Raw genomic sequence first — 19,180 nt, 5'->3', positions numbered from 1 at the left:
CCGAGAGGACCTCCGATGTCCGCCCTGCTGCACGTGGCCGCCTCCCCGCGCGGATCGGCCTCCGAGTCCCGCGCGCTGGCCACCACCTTCCTGACCGCCTTCGCCGAGACCCACCCGGGCGTCCCGGTCGACACCCTCGACCTCTGGGACGGCACGCTCCCGGCCTTCGGCGCTGCGGCCACGGCCGGCAAGATGGCCCTCTTCGCCGGCCAGGAGCCCCAGGGTGAGGCGGCCGAGGCCTGGCGGGCGGTCGAGGCGACGTTCCGCCGCTTCGACGCCGCCGACCGCTACCTGTTCAGCGTGCCGATGTGGAACGCCGGGGTGCCCTACGTCCTCAAGCAGTTCATCGACGTGGTCAGCCAGCCGGGCCTGCTGTTCGGCTTCGACCCCGACACCGGCTACCGAGGCCTGCTCACCGGCAAGAAGGCCGCCGTCGTCTACACCAGCGCCGTGTACGGGCCCGGCCGCGGCCCCGCGTTCGGGTCGGACTTCCAGAGCACCTTCTTCACCGACTGGCTGCACTGGGCCGGGATCACCGACGTCACCGAGATCCACCTGCGGCCCGACCTCGTCGCCGACGACGTCGACGTCCGCCGGGGGCTGGCCCACGCGCAGGCCCGCGACGCGGGCAAGACCTTCTGAGGCGGCCTCAGCGCCGCTCCTCGGCCTCCAGCACGCGGGCCAGCGCGCGGGAGAGGACGGCGATCTCCTCGTCGTCGAGGTGGCGGGTGTAGTGGGCCTCGATGCCGGCGAGGTAGTCCGGGGCGGCGGCGCGCAGCCGCTCCCGGCCCGCGTCGGTGAGGACGGCGAACAGCGACCGCCGGTCGTCGGGATTGGGCTCGCGCCGCACCAGACCGGCGCGCTGGAGCTCGTCGACCACCCGGCTGACCCGCTCCCGGCTGAGGACCACCCGAGCCCCCAGCTCGCTCATCCGCAGCCGGCGCCCGGGCGCGGCGTTGAGCTCGAGCAGGGCGTCGTACCAGGCCAGGGGCAGCCGGTGCGGAGCGAGGGCGCGCTCCAGCTGCGGGAGCACGGCGGCGTGGACCCGGAGCAGCAGGGCCCACGGGAGCACCCGGTCGACCGGCTCCGCCACGCCCCGACCCTAGCGAGGACGCCGGGGCGGGCGGCCGGGACGTCGGCCCGCCTCCGACCCCCCGCGGCCTGCCACCCGCCGTCTGGTTGGCTCGGTCGGAGCAGCCGGTCGCGGGCCGGCGGGACGGAGGCGAGATGGGCGGCGGTCCGGCACGGGCTGGGGACGGCGGGACGACGGCGCGGCGGGAGCGGCTGGTCGCGCTGCTGGTCCTCGGCATCGGCGTGGTGCTGCTGCTGTCCTCGCCGACGTGGTTCGCCAGCGACCGCACCGTCGTCGGCGTCGCGCAGCTGGCCCTGGGCGTCGTCCTGCTCGCCGTCGGCGGGTCCCTGCTGCGCCGGTCGCGCCAGGCGCGCTGAGCTCCGCGTTGCGGTGCGGCCGTGACGGGCACCACACTCCGGGGACCGAGCGGACCCCAGGACGGAGGACGTGCGTGGAGCTGCAGAAGAAGCGACTGCTCGAGATCCTGCGAACGGAGGGCGACCACTCGACCGCGGACGCGGTGGAGAACGGGTTGCCCGACGACATCGACACCGACCGCGACGCCGACGCCCTGTCCGACGTGGGCCTCGACCGCACCCAGCTGATGGCCAAGCTCGCGGCCGCGGGCTTCGGGACCAGCCTGTCCCCCTGAGCCGGCGGGGAGGCCAGCACGTGCGACGGGGCCGGCACCTCGCCGAGGTGCCGGCCCCGTCGTCGTGCGGGGGAGCTGTGGCTCCGGGGCTCAGCCGACCCAGGGACGCTCGCGGGCGAGCTCCTCCTTGGCGACCCCGCGGATGTGCACGGCGTCCGGGCCGTCGACGATCCGCAGGGTGCGCGCGCTGGCGTAGAAGCGGGCCAGCACGGTGTCGTTGCTGACGCCGGCGCCGCCGTGCACCTGGATGGCGCGGTCGATGACGTCGAGGGCGACGCGGGGGGCGGCGACCTTGATGGCCGAGATCTCGGTCCGGGCGCCCTTGGCCCCGAACTTGTCGATCAGGTCGGCCGCCTTGAGCACGTAGAGGCGGGCCTGGTCGATCTCGATCCGGGAGAGGGCGATCGCCTCGCGCACGGTGCCCTGCTCGGCCAGCGGCCGGCCGAAGGCGACCCGCTTCTGGGTCCGGTCCACCATGAGCGCCAGCGCCCGCTCGGCCATGCCGATGGCGCGCATGCAGTGGTGGATGCGGCCGGGGCCCAGCCGCGCCTGGGCGATCATGAAGCCGTCGCCCTCGCCGGAGAGGATGTTCGACACCGGCACCCGGACGTCGGTGAAGCGCAGCTCCGAGTGGCCGTGCTGGTCCTGGTACCCGAACACGGGCAGGTGCCGGACGATCTCCAGGCCCGGGGTGTCGCGCGGGACGAGCACCATCGACTGCTGGCGGTGCGGCGCGCCCTCGGGGTCGGTCTTGCCCATGACGATGAAGATCTGGCAGCGCTCGTCGGCGGCACCGCTGGTCCACCACTTGCGGCCGTTGATCACGTACTCGTCGCCGTCGCGCACGATCGAGGTCTGGATGTTGCGCGCGTCGGAGGAGGCGACGTCGGGCTCGGTCATCGCGAAGCCGGAGCGGATCTCGCCCTCCAGCAGCGGCTCGAGCCAGCGCTGCTTCTGCTCGGGCGTCCCGAACAGCATCAGCGTCTCCATGTTGCCCGTGTCGGGGGCGCCGCAGTTGGTGACCTCCGGCGCGATCACCGGCGACCAGCCCATGATCTCGGCGACGGACGCGTACTCGAGGTTGGTGAGGCCACCGAGCTCGTGGTGGAAGAGGTTCCAGAGGCCGCGGGCGCGGGCCTCCTTCTTGAGGTCCTCGAGGACCGGGGGGTGTCCGTGGTCGTCGTGACCGCGTTCGGTGCGCCAGGCGTCGTACACCGGCTCGGCGGGGAAGACCTGCTCACGCATGAAGTCCCACATCCGGCCGCAGACGTCCTCGGCTCGGGCGGAGAGGGCGAAGTCCATGCTCGGAAGGTAGCCCGCTGCGTGACCGTCGTCGCACCGGGGTCCGGCCCCGTTCCGCCTCGTTCCCGGGAGCCAGGACGCCGGGAGCCGGGCACCCCGTGAGGTGCCCGGCTCCCGGTGTCCCACCCGGATGGCCCCCGTTCAGGAGGGCCCGTGCGTCAGGCGCGCGACGGCCGGGCGATGCGGTCGTTGACCGGGCCGAGGGCGATCACCAGGCCGACGACGGCCGTGGCGATGTGCAGCACGTTGTCGGCGGCGTTGATGTTGAGGAAGTCCCACGTCTGGTTGATGGCGATGAGGCCGTAGACGAACGCCGCCGCGTAGCCGACGGCGAGCAGCCAGCCGTAGGTGCGGGCGCCGGCCAGGGTGCGGGACAGCGCGATCCCGGCCAGGCCGATGACGATGTGCACGATGTTGTGCAGCGGGTTGATCATGAAGATCAGCAGCATCTCGTCCTGCGCGTTGTCGGCGAAGGAGTCGAAGCCGGTGACGAAGAAGCCGACGATGCCCACCAGCAGGTAGACGACGCCGAAGGCGAGCGCGAGGGTCTGCGGCCAGGTCTTGGCCGGACGGGCGCCGGTGTGACCGGACGAAGCCATGGGGTCCTCCGAGTGTGTTGTGCGCAACCGAGTGGCGCGCTCTGTTCCAGCGGGTACCCCGGCGAGTCGGCGGGAACCGGAACTCATCCACACGGAGGAGCGTCGTGTCCGGACCGTGACCGGCGGGGCGGTGGTGCAGGCGGTCTTCGTGCGCCACCGCCGTCCCGGTTCGGCGTCCTCACCCCGTGGGGGGATGCCGGCTGCCGGGCCCGCTCGCGGGCGGGCCCGGCAGCCGCTCAGGGCCTCGGCGTCGGGCGGGAGCGGCGGACGACGAACGGGCCGATGGCCAGCAGGTCCACCGGGGCCGAGCCGAAGCACTCCAGGGCGTCGCGCGGGTCGTCGACCATCGGCCGTCCCGCGGTGTTGAGGCTGGTGTTCACCACGACGGGGATGCCGGTGCGCCGCTCGAACGCCGCGATCGCGCGGTGCACCAGCGGCTCGGTCGCGGGGTCGATCGTCTGGATGCGCGCCGTCCCGTCGACGTGGGTGACCGTGGGGATCCGGTCGCGCCACTCCTCGGCGACGTCGTGCACGAAGAGCATGTACGGCGAGGGGATCGGGCCGCGGCTGAAGATCTCCGGGGCCCGCTCCAGCAGGACCATCGGTGCCACGGGACGGAACTGCTCGCGGCCCTTGACGTCGTTCATCCGCTCGAGGTTGGCCTCGTACCCGGGGTGGGCCAGCAGCGACCGGTGGCCCAGCGCGCGCGGGCCGTACTCGCTGCGGCCCTGGAACCAGGCGACGATCCCGTTGTCGGCGAGCACCTCCGCGACGGCCTCGGCGACGTCGTCCGGGCGCTCGTAGTCGATCGCCGCCGTCTGCAGCCACCGCTCGATCTCGTCGTCGCTCCACCCGCGGCCCAGCGCCGCGCCGGGCATGGGCTCGGTGCGCTCGCCGAGCTCGTGCGCCACGTGCAGCGCGCTGCCCAGCGCGGTGCCGGCGTCGCCGGCGGCCGGCTGCACCCAGACCTCCTCGAACGGGCTCTCGGCGAGGATGCGGGTGTTGGCCACGCAGTTGAGCGCGGTGCCGCCGGCCAGGGTGAGGGTCTTCTCGCCGGTCTGCTCGTGCACCCAGCGGGCCAGGTCGACGAGCACCTCCTCCAGCCGGGTCTGGACGCTGGCGGCGAGGTCGGCGTGGTCCTCGGTCCACGGCTCGTCCTTGCCCAGGCGCGGCGCGAACTCGGCGAAGTCGATCCGCTCGGTGCGGAAGCCGCCGTCGTCGGTGGCGCGGATGAGCTCGGACAGCTCGCCGAGGAAGCGCGGCTTGCCGTAGGAGGCCATCGCCATGACCTTGAACTCGTCGGAGCTGCGCAGGAAGCCCAGGTGGTCGGTGAGCTCCTCGTACATCAGGCCCAGCGAGTGGGGGAGCGCCTGGCCGGCGAGGATGTCCAGCTGCCCGTCGACGTAGCGGCCGGCCAGGTGGCTGTGGGCCTCGCCGCGGCCGTCGAGCACGAGGACCGCGTTGTCGCGCTGGGGGGCGGCCTTGCCGGCGGAGGCGGCGTGCGCGACGTGGTGCTTGACGAAGTGCACCTTCGCGGGGTCCAGGCCCGGCAGCGCGTGGGCGAGGAAGTCCGGCGCCATCTCGGCGTACCGCTTGCGCATGACGTCGCCGTCGTCGAAGAGACCCGTCTCCTCCGGGGTGACCATCAGCGCCGGGTCGAAGGAGTAGGCGACGGCGTCGAGCTCCTCGGGGCGGATGCCCGCCTCGGCCAGGCACCACGCCGCCGACAGCTCGGGCAGCTCCCACGCGCTCCACGGCAGCGGGCGCTTGCCGTGCTTGCGCCGGCTGAACCGCTCCTCCTCGGCCGCGGCCACGACGCGTCCGTCGACGACCAGAGCCGCCGCCGGGTCGTGGTAGATGGCGTTGATGCCGAGGACCTTCACGTGCGCTCTCCTCCCGCACCGGGCTCGGTGCCCGGCTCTCCGGCCTTGATCATCGACTTCTCCCCGCGGTCCCGCAGGGTGAGCACCGGGTGCGGTGACCGGATCCGGCCTAGAGCGGGGGGCGCCGCGTCCCCCAGTCGGTCGCCGACTCGTAGGCCCGTCCCACGCGGAGCACACCGGCCTCGTCGAAGGGCCGGCCGATGACCTGCAGGCCGATGGGGAGCCCGGCGGAGGTGAAGCCACACGGGACGGACAGCGCCGGCAGGCCGGTGACGTTGCCCGGGGCGGAGTGGCCGACCCAGGCGTCGATCACCGCCTTCTCCCTCCCGCCGGGGAAGGTGAAGGTCTGCTGCCCCACCTCGGCCGCGGCGGCGGGCAGGGTCGGGCACACCAGCGCGTCGAGGCCCTCGAAGGCGCGGCGGAACGCCTGCTGCACCAGCGTGCGCACGCGCAGGGCCTTGATGTACTGGGTGGCCAGCACCGTCTCGCCGGCCTCGAGGAACACCCGGACGTCGTCGGTGTACAGCTCCCCGGACTCGCGCAGCATCTCCTGGTGGTACGCGCTGGCCTCCGGGATGAGCACCCCGAACTCGACGGCCATCATCTGCTCGGCGAAGGGGATCTCCACCTCCCGCAGCGTCGCTCCCTGCGCCTCGAGCACGCCGATGGCCTCCCGGACGGCGGACTCCACCTCGGGGTCGACGTCGTCGAAGAAGTAGGTGGTCGGCACGCCGAGCGTCAGGCCGCGGACCCCGGCCTCCAGGTCGGCGGTGAAGTCGGGGACGGGCTCGGACGCCGAGCCCGGGTCGCGGGCGTCGAAGCCGGCGATCGCCTGGAGCGTCAGGGCCGCGTCGCGCACGGTGCGGGTGAGGGGCCCGGCGTGGTCGAGCGACCAGCACAGGGACGTGATGCCGTGGCGCGAGACGCGGCCGTAGGTCGGCTTGAGGCCGACGGTGCCGCACACCGACGCCGGGATGCGGATCGAGCCGCCGGTGTCGGTGCCCATCCCCATCAGGCACTCCCCGCCCGCCACCGCGGCGCCCGAGCCGCCGCTCGACCCGCCCGGCACGCGACCGGTGTCCCAGGGGTTGCGGGTGGTGGGCGTCAGCACGCCGTAGGCGAACTCGTGGGTGTGCGTCTTGCCCACCACGACCGCGCCGGCGTCGCGGAGCCGGGCCACGCAGGCGGAGTCCTTCGTCGCGACGTGCTCGGCGCGGACCGCGGAGCTGGACGTGGTCGGCAGGCCGGCGACGTCGTAGAGGTCCTTGATGCCCACCGGGATGCCGTGCAGGGGCCCGCGGTGGCCGCCGTCGGCGATCTCCCGCTCCGCCTGCCGCGCGGCCTCCAGCGCCTGCTCGGCGGTGACGACGACGAAGGCGTTCAGCCTGTCCTCGACCGCCTCGATGCGGTCGAGCGCGGACTGCACGAGTTCGACCGGGGACAGGGTGCGCTGCTCGATCTGGCGGGCGGCCTCGGCGATGTCGAGCTCGGAGGGCTGCACGTCCTCACGCCCACCGCGCGTCGAAGGCGGCGGCCGGGGGCGTCTCGCCCACGGCGATCTCGTCGAGGCTGTCGTACAGCCCGAGGACCATGGTCACGGCCGGACCCGCCGCGGCCCGCCGCTCGGTGCTGAGGTCCAGACGGGCGTGGGCGAGCAGCTGGTCGAAGGCCTCGTCGCCGAGCGGCGACCGTTCTGCCGGGGCCATGGGCCACCTCTTCCGGGGTCGGGTGTGACGTGCGGCACAGCATGCCCGAGGTCGGGACGTTCAGCCGCCGCGCACCTGGAGCAGGTCGTTGGCCTCGATCGCCTTGAGCGCGAGGGTCTTGTAGCCGACCTCGTCGAAGAGGACGACGACGCGGTCGTCCTCGACCCGCATGACCATCCCCGGCCCCCACTCGGTGTGCACGACCGGCGTCTCGGGTGGGAACGGGGTGTCGGCGTCGATGACGGTGGCGTGCTCCTGCGCGGTGCCGGCGGAGCAGGTGTCGCAGTTGCCGCAGGGCTCGTCGAGCTGCTCGCCGAAGTAGCCGAGCAGGAACTGGCGGCGGCAGTCGGTGGTCTCGGCGTAGCCGCGCATCATCTCGACCCGGCTCTGGTCGACACGCTCGTGGTGCTCGGCCAGCTCGCGGGCGGCGGCCGCGGCCTCGCCGGGGGACGGCGCGCCCTCGGCCGGGTGGGCGGCGCCCTCGTCGTCGAGGACGACGGCCGACACCTGCTCCAGCAGGTTGAGGTCGCGGGCCAGGGGTGTGGCAGGACGGCCGGTCTCCTCGCGCAGCTGCTTGACGTCGACGCCCTCCTCGAGCCCGGCGGCCGGCGCCGCGGCGACCAGCCCGGCCACCTGCTGCAGCTCCTCCTCGGCGGGGGCGCCGGCGGCGAAGAAGCGGCGCAGGCCGAGGTCCTCCTGCCGGTAGACCAGGACGGCGAGCGCCGGGTCGCCGTCGCGACCGGCGCGGCCGATCTCCTGGTAGTAGCTGTCGACCGAGTCGGCCGGCTCGGCGTGGACGACGAAGCGGGTGTCGGGCTTGTCGATGCCCATGCCGAAGGCGGTGGTGGCGACGACGACGTCGAGCTCGTCGTCCATCCACGCGCGCTGGGCGTCCTCGCGCTCGCTCTTCTTCAGGCCCGCGTGGTAGGCCCGGGCGCGCAGCCCGCGCTCGGTCAGCGCCTCGGCGAGGTCCAGCGTGCCCTTGCGGGTGGCGCTGTAGACGATGCCCGGGCCGCGGCCGGCCTCGACCTCGCCGGCCGCCCGGTCGAGCACCGCCTGCCGCTTGGCGTGCGCGTCGGCGTGGTGGTCGACCTCCAGCCGGATCTCCGGCCGGTCGAACCCGGCGACGACGACCTCCGGGTCGCGCATCGACAGCCGCTCGAGGATCTCGGCGCGCACCGGCGGGGCGGCGGTGGCGGTGAGGGCCAGCACCGTCGGGTGCCCGAGCTGCTCGACCACCTGGCCCAGCCGCAGGTAGTCGGGGCGGAAGTCGTGGCCCCAGGCGGAGACGCAGTGCGCCTCGTCGACGACGAACAGCGCCGGGCCGGCGTCGCGGACGGCGTCGACCACCTCGGACTTGGCCAGCTGCTCGGGTGCGAGGAAGAGGTAGCGGACCGTTCCGTCCGCCAGCCCCTCCAGGGCTGCGCGCTGGTCGCCGGCCGACAGGCTGGAGTTGAGCTGGGCGGCGCGGCCGACGGCGTCCCCGAGTTCGTCGAGCCGCTCCACCTGATCGCGCTGCAGCGCGATCAGCGGCGAGACGACGAGCACCGGACCGTCGAGCAGCTGCCCGGCCACCTGGTAGACCGCCGACTTCCCGGCTCCCGAGGGCAGCACCGCCAGCGTGTCCTGGCCGGCGAGGACGGCCTGCATCGCGCGCTCCTGCCCCGGGCGGAAGTCGTCGAAGCCGAGGACGTCGCGAGCCGTCTCGCGCAGCCGGCGGGTGCGGACGGAGGCCGAGCCGCCGGCGGGGTTGTCCTGCTTCTCTCGGGGCACCGGCACGCGCTGCCCGGGGCCCGAGATCGGCAAACGGAGCGCTGCTGGACGCTGGGCTCCGCGGGCTCGGTCGCATCTCCGCGGGAACGCGGCGGGATCGGCCGGGTCGCGTCTCCGCGGGAACGCGGCGGGAATGCGGCGGGATCGGCTGGGTCGCGTCTCCGCGGGAACGCGGCGGGAATGCGGCGGGATCGGCTGGGTCGCGTCTCCGCGGGAACGCCGGCCGTCAGGTGTCGGACGCCCCGTCCCCGGCCGCGAGGCGGCGGAGCCGGTCGCGGTGGTCCATCAGGACCCCGACCGCGTACCGCAGGTCCATCCGCTCGCCGCTCGCGGGCAGCACGTCGGGGAGCGCCGGCTCACCCGCGGGGAACAGGACCCTGCCCATCGCGGCAGTGCCCTCCGCCGCGTACCTCCTCCGGTGCGGCAGGCCGGGAATCCTGCCGGAGCGCAGACCGGCGGAGGGGTGCAGACCGGCGGAGGGGTGCTGGCCGGCGGAGGGGTGCTCACCGGCGGCGGAGTCTGTCCTCGGCCGGAGCGATCGGCGCTTCGGACGTCTCCCGGCGCGGAGGCCCTGCCGTCCGGCCGCGGCCCGTCTCCGACGAGCCGACCGCGTCCCCTGGGCGTCCTCGGCCCGGCGGGCGACGCGCACCGGCCGCCGGCCGACCTCGTCGTCGATCGGGTGGACGCCGGTGAACGGGTCGAGCGTCGTCGGCTCGACTGCCGCGTCCCGGGGGTGCGAGGTGTCGTCGAGGCCGTCCAGGCCGCCGTGGAAGGCCGCGTCGGCCGTGCCCCAGACGTGCCGCCCGTCCGGTGCCGTGACCACGAGCCGGCCGTCGACCCGGGCCACGACCAGGTCACGGTCGTGCACCAGGCCGTGGTCGACGTCGCAGAGCAGGACGAGGTTGTCCAGATCGGTGCGACCCCCGAAGGACCAGTGGCGCAGGTGGTGGGCGTGGAGTCGCTCGACGCGCGTCTCCGGGCAGCCGGGCCGTGCGCAGCCGCCGTCGCGGCGCAGCAGCGCCTGCCGTTGTCCCTTGCTGGCGCGTCGCCGTCCGCGGCCGAGGGCGAGGGGCTCGCGGCCGCGCTCCAGCATGGTCACGGCTGTGGCGTCGCAGAGCATGCGCCGGGCCTGGGCCGGCGTCAGGGCGGGACCGCCCTCCAGGTGCGCCCGGCCGGCCGCGGTGTCGTCGGCGAGGACGGCGGCGTCGACGTGCACGACGACCTCGCGCCGGGGTGGGTCGCCGGGACGGCGGTCGGCGTCCACCCCGGCCCGGGCGAGCGAGGCGAGCGCGCTCAGCCGGCGGGCGGTGGTGCGCTCGTGGGCCAGCCCGGCCAGCTCGTCGTCGTCCGCGCAGCGGCGGTGCAGCTCCTGCCGCTCCTGCCAGTCCGATCCCGGGGCCGGGCCGACCTCCCGGGTGCGCACGTTCTGCGCCCGCTCACGCCGGGCCTCGCGCTCGGCGACCGACTCGATGGCGGCCAGCACCTCGGCGCCGGGTTCGGGGCGCAGCCGCAGTCGCAGGGTCAGCATCCCGTCGTCGTCCCAGGAGTACTGGAAGGACTCCCGGGACTCGGGCCGGTCGTGCTCCTCGTCGTCGGCGCGGTCGGCGCGGCGCCAGGAGCGGACGAAGCTCTCGAGCTGGGCGGCGGTGGTGTCGACGGCGAGGTCGAGCAGCGCCCCCTCCGTGTCGGGCTCCGCGATGCGCGTCAGCGCTCGGACCTTGGAGTAGGACAACCGGCCGTCGGCGAACGCCGCCTCGGTGAGCGGGAGCAGGCGCAGGGCCCGGGCCACGCGGACGTGTTCCCTCGCGGCACCCGGTGTCAGGCCGCACTGCCACGCCAGCCAGTGCCCGCAGGACCGGATGCCCCACCCGTGCCAGCCGTCGCGCTCGTCGAACTCGGCCACCAGGCGCAGCCACGCGGCGGTGGCGGCCGCCAGCCGGACGGCGCCGGCGGTGATCGCCCGGGCCAGTTCGGGCAGCGGGCTGCCGGAGGGGTGCGGGGTGCTGCTCGGCTCGGGCACGGCGTCTCCTCGTCGATCGTGTGTTCGGAGGCTATGGCCGGCCAGTGACAGAACCGCAGGTCAGAAGCGCAGGGACGTTGCCGCGGAGACGCGGCCGGGGGGCGTTGCCGCGGAGACGCGGCCGGGGGGCGTTGCCGCGGAGACGCGGCCGGGGGGCGTTGCCGCGCAGACGCGGCCGGGGGGCGTTGCCGCGCAGACGCGGCCGGACGTCAGTGCACGTGCGGGTGGCGGGAGCCGACCTCGGCGGAGTCGGCGGCCGCGCGGCCGGCCCACCAGCCCGCGGCGTCCGCCGAGGAGCGGCCGCGGCTGCTGCGGACGCGGGGGAACAGCCCGGTGAACGCGTCGTCCACCGCCTCCTGCCGCGAGCGCAGGACGGGCAGCAGGTCCACGCCCTGCTCCGTCGCCGCGGCCGTCGCGGCCCGGTCGCGCGCGCTGGTCAGCCGCTCGCCGATGCGGCTCGCGTAACCGAGCAGGAACGCCCGGCGGAACGAGCGGGAGGCCGACCCCCGGCGCGACGCCCGCTCCGCGGCCCCGAGGGCCTGGCCGACCTGGAGCAGCAGCGAGGTGAACAGCAGCTCGACGGCGTCGAGGTCGCCGCTGAAGCCGACCAGGGTGGCGATGCCGAGACCCTGGTACCAGACCAGCCGCACGCCGTTGGCCTCGGCGACCGCCCCCAGCAGCTGCACCTTGGCCCGCACGTACGGGTCGTCGACGTGGACCCGGCGGGTGTCCACACCTGTCCGGGCCGCCCCGCCGCCGGCCTCCAGCAGCGCGGAGTCGACCGCGTGGCGGGTCATCAGCTCCTGCGCCTTGGCGGTGAGCGCCTCGGCCTCGTCCGGGAACCCCGTGGACTCCGCCTTGGCCAGCAGCGCCCGGATGCGACGCAGCGCCCGGGCGTCGTCGGGCGCGGACGCCGGCTCCGCCCGGCGCGCCGCCGGGCCCCAGCGCGAGGGCGGCGGCAGCAGCTGGTCGATCCGCGCCAGCGTGCGCAGCGTCGCGGCCACGACCAGCACCTCCCGCCACGCCTCGCCGGCCGACCGGCCCTCGGCCCGGTGCCAGGCGGCCACCACGGCGGGGTTGCCGGCCGGGGTGCCGGCGGTCAGCGCCCCCAGCTCGCGGAGCTGGTCGACCCAGCCCTGCGGCGCCCGGGAGGCGGCGTCGGAGCGGCGGGCGTCCTCGGCGACGAGGGCGACCACCAGCCGCGCCGCGCGGGTGGTCGCCCGGCGGCGGACCGCGTGGGCGACGTCGGCCGGCTGCCAGCCCCGCTCCCACGCGTCCGCCAGGGCCGACAGCAGCGCCCCGGTGGCCCCGCCCGACCCGTCGACCGCCGGGTCGCGTCCGGCCAGGACGGCGGCCACCGCGCCCGCGGCGGCGCCGTCGGCGTGCCAGTCGCCGCCGAGCAGCAGGGTCCGCAGCCAGGTGTCGTCCGCCGTCGTCGCCATGCCGGCGATGCTCTCCCGGCGGCGCGGCGCCGTCGCGGAGGCGCTGTGGACGGCCGGCCGCCGTCCACAGGCCCGCGCGGGCGCACCGCGGATCACCGCGGACGGGCGAGCCACTCCCGTTCGATCCGGTCCGCCGGCACCGGGCGGCCCAGCAGGTAGCCCTGGACCTGCGGGCAGCCGAGCTCCCGGAGGCGCCGCAGCTGCTCCTCGGTCTCCACGCCCTCGGCGGTGACGGTGGCCCCCAGGTGCTGGGCGAGCGCGAGGACGGCGGAGACGATCGCGTCGGTCGGGCGGTCGTCGGGCAGCCGCGCGACGAAGGAGCGGTCGAGCTTGAAGGCCTGCGGCGTCCGCTCGCGCAGGGCGGCGAAGCTGGAGTAGCCGGTGCCGAAGTCGTCCACGGCCAGCACGACGCCGGCCGCGGTGAACCGCTCCAGGGCCGCCCGCGCGCCCGGCTCCACGGCGCAGGACTCGGTCATCTCCAGCTCGAGGGCGTCCGCGGGCAGCCCGACGCGGTCGAGCAGCGCGAGCACCCGGGGCGCGAAGTCGGCGGGGAGCAGCTGGCGGGTCGAGACGTTGACCGCCACGCGGGGGGTGGCGGCCCCGAAGACCCGGCGCCACCGCGCGGCCTGGGCGCAGGCCTGCTCGAGCACCTGCGCGCCGAGCTCGTGGATCAGCCCGGTCTCCTCGGCGGCGGCGATGAACTCCGCCGCGGGCACCTCGCCGCGCTCGTCGTCGTGCCACCGCGCGAGCGCCTCGACGGTCACCAGCCGGCCGTCGGCCACCCGCACGATCGGCTGGTAGGCGACCGTGACCGCCCCCGCGCCGACCGCGCGGCGCAGCGCGGCACGCAGCCCCAGCCGGTCCCGGGTCCGCTGGCGCAGCGGCTCGTTGAACAGCTCGTAGCGGTGCCCGCCCCTCGCCTTGGCCCGCTGCAGGGCCATGTCGGCCGCCCGGAGCACCTCCTCGGCGTGGCCGCCCCCGTCCGGCCCGGACGCGGCGTCCTGCTCCTCGCGCAGCCGCGGCCCGGCCAGGCCCTCCGCGTCGGCGACCGCGATCCCGACGCTGACCGTCACGACCACCTCCCGGCCGTCGACGGCGTAGGGCTCGGCCAGCGCCGCCAGCAGCCGCTCGGCCACCCCGGCCGCCTCCTCCGCGCCGGTCACGCCGTCGAGCAGGACGGCCATCTCGTCCCCGCCGAGGCGGCTGACCAGGTCGGCGGGCCGCACCGCCTGCTCCAGCCGGCGCGCGACCGCCACGAGCAGCTCGTCGCCGGCGTCGTGCCCGAGCTGGTCGTTGACGCCCTTGAAGCCGTCCAGGTCGCAGTAGAGCACCGCGAACCGGGCGTCGGGACTGCGCTCGGTGCGGTGTGCCGCGGCGTCGACCCGGTCCATGAGCAGGACCCGGTTGGCCAGCCCCGTGAGCGAGTCGTGGACCGCCGCGTGCTCGGCGGCCGCGATGCTCGCCTGCCGGCCGGTGACCAGCGCGCCGAGGGTCAGGCCGGCCAGGGTGAGGGTCACCAGGCCCAGCTGCAGGCGCAGCGGGCTCTCCACGACGTCCCGGCCGACCAGTGCCACGGCCAGGGCGTTGGCGACGAGCACGGCGAAGGCCACCCGGGGCAGCCCGCCGCGGACGGCGATCCAGATGAGCGGCACGTACACCAGGTAGGCCAGATCCAGGCCGCCGACCGACGGCTCGCCGTAGGCGAGGTACACCGTCGTCAGCAGCAGGACGGCCTGCCCGGCGACCTCCAGCTCCTGGTCCAGCAGGCGGGCGGCGAGGCGGCCGAGCCGGCGCGGGCGCACCCGGTCCGGCCAGGAGGCGTGCCCGTGCCCCCGTCCGGTCCACGGCGCGCCGGGGAGCGCCGGCCGGTCGCGCCAGAGCGCCGGCACCCGCCGGCTCGCGACCAGCAGCGCGGGCGCCAGCACCCCGACACCCGTGGCGCGCCCGGACCAGAAGCCGAGGACGGCCCGGAACCACTCCCCCCAGGTCAGCAGGCCCGTGACGGTGTACTGCAGGACCTGCACGACGGCGACGACGAACGGCCCGGCGACGGCGGCCAGTCCGAGGAACCACGCGACGTCGCGCTGACCGGGCAGGCGGGGGTCGATCCGGAGTCGCCGGAGCAGGACCCAGGCCACGGCCGTGTAGACGGCGGTGCCGAACGCGCCGCTGAGCCAGACGCTGACCCAGCTCACCTCCGGGCTGCTCAGCACCAGTCCGTGCAGGGGGTTGGTCAGCAGCAGGAGCGGGGCGTAGCGCAGCCCGAACACCAGCAGCAGGGTGAAGCTGAGCCCCGTCGGCGGGTACCACAGCGACACCTCCTGCCGGGCCTGGAAGACGCTGGCGACGACGTCGAGGCCCAGCCAGAGCCCGAGGTAGACCACCGAGACGGTCAGCGGACCGCGCCACCGGCGCATGCTCGTCGCGTCCCCCCGTCCCCGGCGGCCGGGCCGGCACCGGCTGCCTGCTCCCTGCCCCAGGTCCGCAGCCCTACACCCGGCTCCTACCCTGCGGCGGTGACGACCAGCTACCGGATCGCCGAGGCCGCGGCGCTGCTCGGGGTCAGCGACGACACCGTCCGCCGCTGGGTCGACAGCGGCCGGCTGCCCGCGCACCGCGACGGCGGCGGCCCGGCCGTCGTCGACGGCGCCGACCTCGCCCGCGTCGCCGCCGCCCTGCACGAGGCGCCCGAGCCGGGCACCACGCGCGGGTCCTCGGCCCGCAACCGGCTGGCGGGCATCGTCACGCGGGTCGTCCGCGACACCGTCATGGCGCAGGTGGAGATCCAGGCCGGGCCCTTCCGGCTGGTCTCGCTGATGTCCCGCGAGGCCGCCGACGAGCTGGGCCTGGAGGTCGGGGTCCGCGCGGTGGCCACGGTCAAGGCGACGCAGGTCAGCGTCGACGTCCCCTGAGGCCGCGACGGCTGGACACGGAGATGCGGACGCACTACCGATCGGGTAGCCGCAAGTCCGGAGCCGACTGGGCTATGGTCCCGCGAGCGCGGATGGGGAGATCCGCCCGGCGGGGAGGAGACCCGATGCGCAGGAGGTTCGCGGCGGTGCTGGCGGCGGTGGCCCTGGGGGCGGCCGGCTGCGGGGGAGGGGCAGACGACGCCGCGGCGACGACGAGCGCGTCGGAGAGCGGCGGCGGCCTCAGCGGCACGGTCACCGTCTTCGCCGCCGCCTCGCTCACCGACGTCTTCACCGACCTCGGCCGGCGGCTGGAGGACGGGAACGCCGGCCTCGACGTGCAGTTCAACTTCGCCGGCAGCTCGGCTCTCGCCACCCAGCTCACCCAGGGCGCCCCGGCCGACGTCTTCGCCTCGGCCAACGGCACGCAGATGTCGGTCGTCACCGACGCCGGCCTCACCGACGGCGACCCCACCGTGTTCACCGGCAACGTCCTGGAGATCGCCGTCCCCGCGGGCAACCCGGCCGGGATCACCGGGCTGGCCGACTTCGGCCGCGAGGAGCTCACCCTGGCCGTCTGCGCGCCCGAGGTGCCCTGCGGCGCGGCCGCCGAGGACGTCTTCGCCGCCGCCGGCGTGACCGCGCGCCCCGACACCCAGGAGGAGGACGTGCGCGCCGCGCTGACCAAGGTCGAGCTCGGCGAGGTCGACGCCGCACTGGTCTACGCCACCGACGTCACCGCCGCCGGCGACGCCGTCGAGGGCGTCCCCTTCCCGGAGGCCGAGGACGCCGTCAACGACTACCCCCTGTGCACGCTGGCCGCCGCTCCGAACCCCGCGGGTGCGCGGGCCTTCGTCGACCTGGTGCTCTCCGAGGAGGGACGGCAGGCGCTCGAGGACGCCGGCTTCCGCACCCCGTGAGGCGGGCCCGGACCCCCGCGCCGCTCCTGGTCCCCGCCGCCCTCGCCGTCGCGTTCCTCGTCCTGCCCCTGGTCGGGCTGCTCGTGCGGACGCCGTGGTCGCAGCTGGGCACCCTGCTCACGGCACCCGGCGTCGGGCAGGCGCTGCGCCTCTCGCTGGTCTCGGCGACGCTCGCCACCGCCGTCTCCGTCGTGCTCGGCGTGCCGCTGGCCTGGGTGCTGGCCCGGTCCACGGCGCGTGGGCGGGCGGTCCTGCGCGCGCTGGTCACCGTGCCGCTGGTGCTGCCCCCGGTCGTCGGCGGCGTCGCGCTGTTCCTCGTGCTCGGCCGCCAGGGCATCGTCGGCAGCTGGCTGGCGGAGGCCACCGGCATCACCATCCCGTTCACCACCGCCGCCGTCGTCATCGCCGAGACGTTCGTGGCCATGCCGTTCCTCGTCATCAGCGTCGAGGGCGCGCTGCGGGCCGCCGACGCCCGCTTCGAGGACGCCGCCGCCACCCTCGGCGCCGACCGCTGGACCACCTTCCGCCGGGTCACCCTGCCGCTGGTCGCCCCGGGCGTGGCCGCCGGCGCGGTGCTGTGCTGGGCGCGGGCGCTGGGGGAGTTCGGCGCGACGATCACCTTCGCCGGCAACTTCCCGGGGACGACGCAGACCATGCCGCTCGCCGTCTACCTGGCCCTGCAGCGCGACCCGCAGGCGGCGATCGTGCTCTCCCTGGTGCTGCTGGTCGTCTCGGTGGCGACCCTGCTGCTGCTGCGCGACCGCTGGCTCGGGCGGGGCGCGGCCGCGTGAGCCTGGACGCGCAGGTCGTCGTCCGCCGGGGTGCGCTCACCGTCGACGTCGCGGTCGGGGTGGCCGACGCCGAGGTGCTGGCCGTCCTCGGGCCCAACGGCGCGGGCAAGTCCACGTTGCTGCGGGTGCTCGCCGGCCTGCTGCCCCCCGACGGCGGCCGGGTCGCCGTCGACGGGCAGGTCTGGGACGGCGCGGGCGTGCACCTGCCCGCGCACCGCCGCTCCCTCGGGATGGTCTTCCAGGACCACCTGCTCTTCCCGCACCTGAGCGTGCGCGAGAACGTCGCCTTCGGCCCGCGGACGCGGGGGGTGCCCAGGGCCGCGGCGCGGCGGGCGGCCGACGCGTGGCTCGAGCGGGTGGGGCTGGCCGAGCTGGGGGACCGCCGTCCCGGGCAGCTGTCGGGTGGGCAGGCGCAGCGGGCGGCGCTGGCCCGGGCGCTGGTGGGCGACCCGGCGCTGCTGCTGCTCGACGAACCGCTCTCGGCCCTCGACGCGCGCACCCGGCTGTCCGTCCGCGCCGAGCTGCGCCGCCACCTCGCCGACTTCGGGGGCAGCACCGTCCTGGTCACCCACGACCCCGTCGACGCGATGGCCCTGGCCAACCGGGTGCTCGTCGTGGAGGACGGCGCCGTGGTGCAGGCCGGCACCCCGGCCGACGTGGCGCGGCACCCGCGCACCGACTACGTCGCCCGGCTGGTGGGCCTCTCGCTGCTGCCGGGCACGGGGGAGGGCGGGGTGGTGCGGCTGGACGGCGGCGGCCGCGTGGCGGTCGCGGAGGAGGCGGCGGGCCCGGTCTTCGTGGCCGTCCGCCCGGAGTCGGTCGCGCTCTACCCGACACGGCCCGCGGGCAGCCCGCGCAACGCCTGGCCGGTGCGGCTGGCCGGCGCGACGCCGCACGGCTCGACGGTGCGCTGCGAGCTCGACGGTGAGGTGCCGCTGGTCGCCGACGTCACCGCCACCGCCTTCGCCGAGCTGGGCCTGGCGCCGGGGTCGCCGGTGTGGGCGGTGGTGAAGGCCTCCGAGGTCGCCGTCTACACCCGGTGACAGGGTGGCGGGCATGAGCACGGTCGCCGGTCTGGTCCTCGCCGCGGGCGGGGGACGCCGCTACGGGATGCCCAAGGCGCTGGTCGAGCACGGCGGCAGCCTGCTGGTCGAGCGGGCGGTGCGGACGGCGCGGGCGGTGTGCGACCCGGTGCTCGTCGTCCTCGGCGCCCGGGCGGTCGACGTCTGGCGGACGGCGGACCTCGACGGCGCCACCGTGCTGGCCAACCGCGACTGGGGGACCGGGATGGCCTCGAGCCTGCGCACCGGGCTCGACGGGCTGCGCGGCTGGCCGGGGCGGGTCGACGCCGTCCTGGTCACGCTGGTCGACATGCCGGGGATGACGCCCGAGGCGCTGGCCGCGGTGGCCGCGCACGCCGCCCCGGACGCGCTGGCCGTCGCCACCTACGACGGCGTCCGCGGGCACCCGGTGCTGCTCGGCCGGGAGCACTGGGCCGGCGTGGCCGCGACCGCGACCGGCGACGAGGGCGCCCGCCGCTACCTGGCCGCGCACGACGTCACCGAGGTCGACTGCACCGGCCTGGCCGACCCGGTCGACCTCGACGTGCCGCCCGGCGGGGTAGCTTCGGGCCCGTGATCGCCGGGCACCTGATCGCCAGAGTCGTCGACGAGCCGCTGTCGGTCGCCGAGCACGAGCAGGCGGTGGCCGACTCCGGTGCCGGCGCCGTCGTCTCCTTCTCCGGCGTGGTCCGGGACTCCGACGGCGGCCGGTCGGTGACCGAGCTGGAGTACGTCGGCCACCCGACCGCCGCGCAGGTCATCACCGAGCTGGCCGAGGAGTTCGCCGCCCGTCCCGAGGTCCGCGCGGTCGCCGTCTCCCACCGGGTGGGCCTGCTCGGCATCGGCGACGTCGCCCTGGCCTGCGCGGTCAGCGCCGCGCACCGCGGGGAGGCCTTCCGCGCCTGCGCCGACCTCGTCGACGAGGTGAAGAAGCGGCTGCCGATCTGGAAGCGGCAGGTCTTCACCGACGGCGAGGAGGAGTGGGTCGCCTGCCCGTGACGCGCTGACGCCCCGGACCGGGGTGACCGCGTGCCATGACCGGCCCCTGCC

The 19,180-nt window shown here is 75.9% G+C and carries 19 protein-coding genes; 9 read left to right on the top strand and 10 right to left on the bottom strand.

Annotated elements, in window-relative coordinates; genetic code table 11:
- Positions 1–15 precede the first annotated feature (15 nt).
- Positions 16–642: an FMN-dependent NADH-azoreductase gene (locus ACWIZO_RS06075; protein WP_448641608.1), complete on the top strand. Its 627-nt coding sequence runs from the start codon at positions 16–18 to the stop codon at positions 640–642.
- A 7-nt stretch (positions 643–649) separates the two neighbouring features.
- Here the strand turns inward: ACWIZO_RS06075 and ACWIZO_RS06070 are convergent, their stop codons facing one another.
- Entirely contained in the window at positions 650–1,093 is a 444-nt protein-coding gene (locus ACWIZO_RS06070; RefSeq protein WP_448641607.1) for a MarR family winged helix-turn-helix transcriptional regulator, read from the bottom strand.
- Positions 1,094–1,227: 134 nt separating this feature from the next.
- Here ACWIZO_RS06070 and ACWIZO_RS06065 point away from each other — a divergent pair, with 134 nt between their 5' ends.
- On the top strand, positions 1,228–1,449 hold the full coding sequence (locus ACWIZO_RS06065) for a hypothetical protein (protein WP_448641606.1): 222 nt from the start codon (positions 1,228–1,230) through the stop codon (positions 1,447–1,449).
- Between the two features lie 74 nt (positions 1,450–1,523).
- Positions 1,524–1,724, top strand: a complete 201-nt coding sequence (locus ACWIZO_RS06060; RefSeq protein WP_448641605.1) for a hypothetical protein — start codon at positions 1,524–1,526, stop codon at positions 1,722–1,724.
- Between the two features lie 90 nt (positions 1,725–1,814).
- Here the strand turns inward: ACWIZO_RS06060 and ACWIZO_RS06055 are convergent, their stop codons facing one another.
- The 9 genes from ACWIZO_RS06055 to ACWIZO_RS06015 form a co-directional block, all read right to left on the bottom strand.
- Complete coding sequence (locus tag ACWIZO_RS06055; protein ID WP_448641604.1) at positions 1,815–3,026, bottom strand: acyl-CoA dehydrogenase family protein; 1,212 nt, start codon at positions 3,024–3,026, stop codon at positions 1,815–1,817.
- A 158-nt stretch (positions 3,027–3,184) separates the two neighbouring features.
- Complete coding sequence (locus ACWIZO_RS06050; protein WP_448641603.1) at positions 3,185–3,625, bottom strand: DUF4383 domain-containing protein; 441 nt, start codon at positions 3,623–3,625, stop codon at positions 3,185–3,187.
- 236 nt (positions 3,626–3,861) lie between these two features.
- Positions 3,862–5,508 (bottom strand): carbamoyltransferase family protein, encoded by a 1,647-nt coding sequence (locus ACWIZO_RS06045; RefSeq protein ID WP_448641602.1) that lies wholly within the window; start codon positions 5,506–5,508, stop codon positions 3,862–3,864.
- 109 nt (positions 5,509–5,617) lie between these two features.
- Positions 5,618–7,009, bottom strand: coding sequence for an amidase (locus tag ACWIZO_RS06040; protein ID WP_448641601.1), 1,392 nt, complete (start codon positions 7,007–7,009; stop codon positions 5,618–5,620).
- A gap of 4 nt (positions 7,010–7,013) precedes the next feature.
- A complete protein-coding gene (locus tag ACWIZO_RS06035) occupies positions 7,014–7,214 on the bottom strand; it encodes a hypothetical protein (RefSeq protein WP_446757841.1) in 201 nt (66 codons plus the stop codon).
- A 60-nt stretch (positions 7,215–7,274) separates the two neighbouring features.
- Positions 7,275–8,987, bottom strand: coding sequence for a RecQ family ATP-dependent DNA helicase (locus ACWIZO_RS06030; RefSeq protein ID WP_448641600.1), 1,713 nt, complete (start codon positions 8,985–8,987; stop codon positions 7,275–7,277).
- 226 nt (positions 8,988–9,213) lie between these two features.
- Positions 9,214–11,007 (bottom strand): DUF222 domain-containing protein, encoded by a 1,794-nt coding sequence (locus ACWIZO_RS06025; protein ID WP_448641599.1) that lies wholly within the window; start codon positions 11,005–11,007, stop codon positions 9,214–9,216.
- A gap of 209 nt (positions 11,008–11,216) precedes the next feature.
- Positions 11,217–12,449, bottom strand: coding sequence for a DUF2786 domain-containing protein (locus tag ACWIZO_RS06020; protein WP_448641598.1), 1,233 nt, complete (start codon positions 12,447–12,449; stop codon positions 11,217–11,219).
- Positions 12,450–12,541: 92 nt separating this feature from the next.
- Entirely contained in the window at positions 12,542–14,866 is a 2,325-nt protein-coding gene (locus tag ACWIZO_RS06015) for a putative bifunctional diguanylate cyclase/phosphodiesterase (protein ID WP_448641597.1), read from the bottom strand.
- 99 nt (positions 14,867–14,965) lie between these two features.
- Between ACWIZO_RS06015 and ACWIZO_RS06010 the strand changes: the two genes are divergently transcribed.
- The 6 genes from ACWIZO_RS06010 (at position 14,966) to ACWIZO_RS05985 (ending at position 19,129) form a co-directional block, all read left to right on the top strand.
- On the top strand, positions 14,966–15,361 hold the full coding sequence (locus ACWIZO_RS06010) for a TOBE domain-containing protein (protein WP_446757836.1): 396 nt from the start codon (positions 14,966–14,968) through the stop codon (positions 15,359–15,361).
- Positions 15,362–15,486: 125 nt separating this feature from the next.
- Positions 15,487–16,278: a molybdate ABC transporter substrate-binding protein gene (modA, locus tag ACWIZO_RS06005; RefSeq protein ID WP_448641596.1), complete on the top strand. Its 792-nt coding sequence runs from the start codon at positions 15,487–15,489 to the stop codon at positions 16,276–16,278.
- Positions 16,275–17,069 (top strand): ABC transporter permease, encoded by a 795-nt coding sequence (locus ACWIZO_RS06000; protein ID WP_448641595.1) that lies wholly within the window; start codon positions 16,275–16,277, stop codon positions 17,067–17,069. Before modA ends, ACWIZO_RS06000 begins: the two co-directional genes overlap by 4 nt.
- The gene (locus ACWIZO_RS05995) at positions 17,066–18,112 is read left to right on the top strand and encodes an ABC transporter ATP-binding protein (protein WP_448641594.1); all 1,047 of its coding nucleotides are present in this window, start codon (positions 17,066–17,068) and stop codon (positions 18,110–18,112) included. The genes ACWIZO_RS06000 and ACWIZO_RS05995 overlap by 4 nt, the downstream gene beginning before the upstream one ends.
- 13 nt (positions 18,113–18,125) lie before the next feature.
- Positions 18,126–18,707, top strand: coding sequence for a nucleotidyltransferase family protein (locus ACWIZO_RS05990; RefSeq protein WP_448641593.1), 582 nt, complete (start codon positions 18,126–18,128; stop codon positions 18,705–18,707).
- Positions 18,704–19,129 (top strand): molybdenum cofactor biosynthesis protein MoaE, encoded by a 426-nt coding sequence (locus tag ACWIZO_RS05985; RefSeq protein ID WP_448641592.1) that lies wholly within the window; start codon positions 18,704–18,706, stop codon positions 19,127–19,129. Before ACWIZO_RS05990 ends, ACWIZO_RS05985 begins: the two co-directional genes overlap by 4 nt.
- Positions 19,130–19,180: the final 51 nt, after the last annotated feature.

Source organism: Geodermatophilus sp. URMC 63 (assembly GCF_053502565.1).
This window is presented reverse-complemented; position numbering and strand designations above follow the sequence as displayed.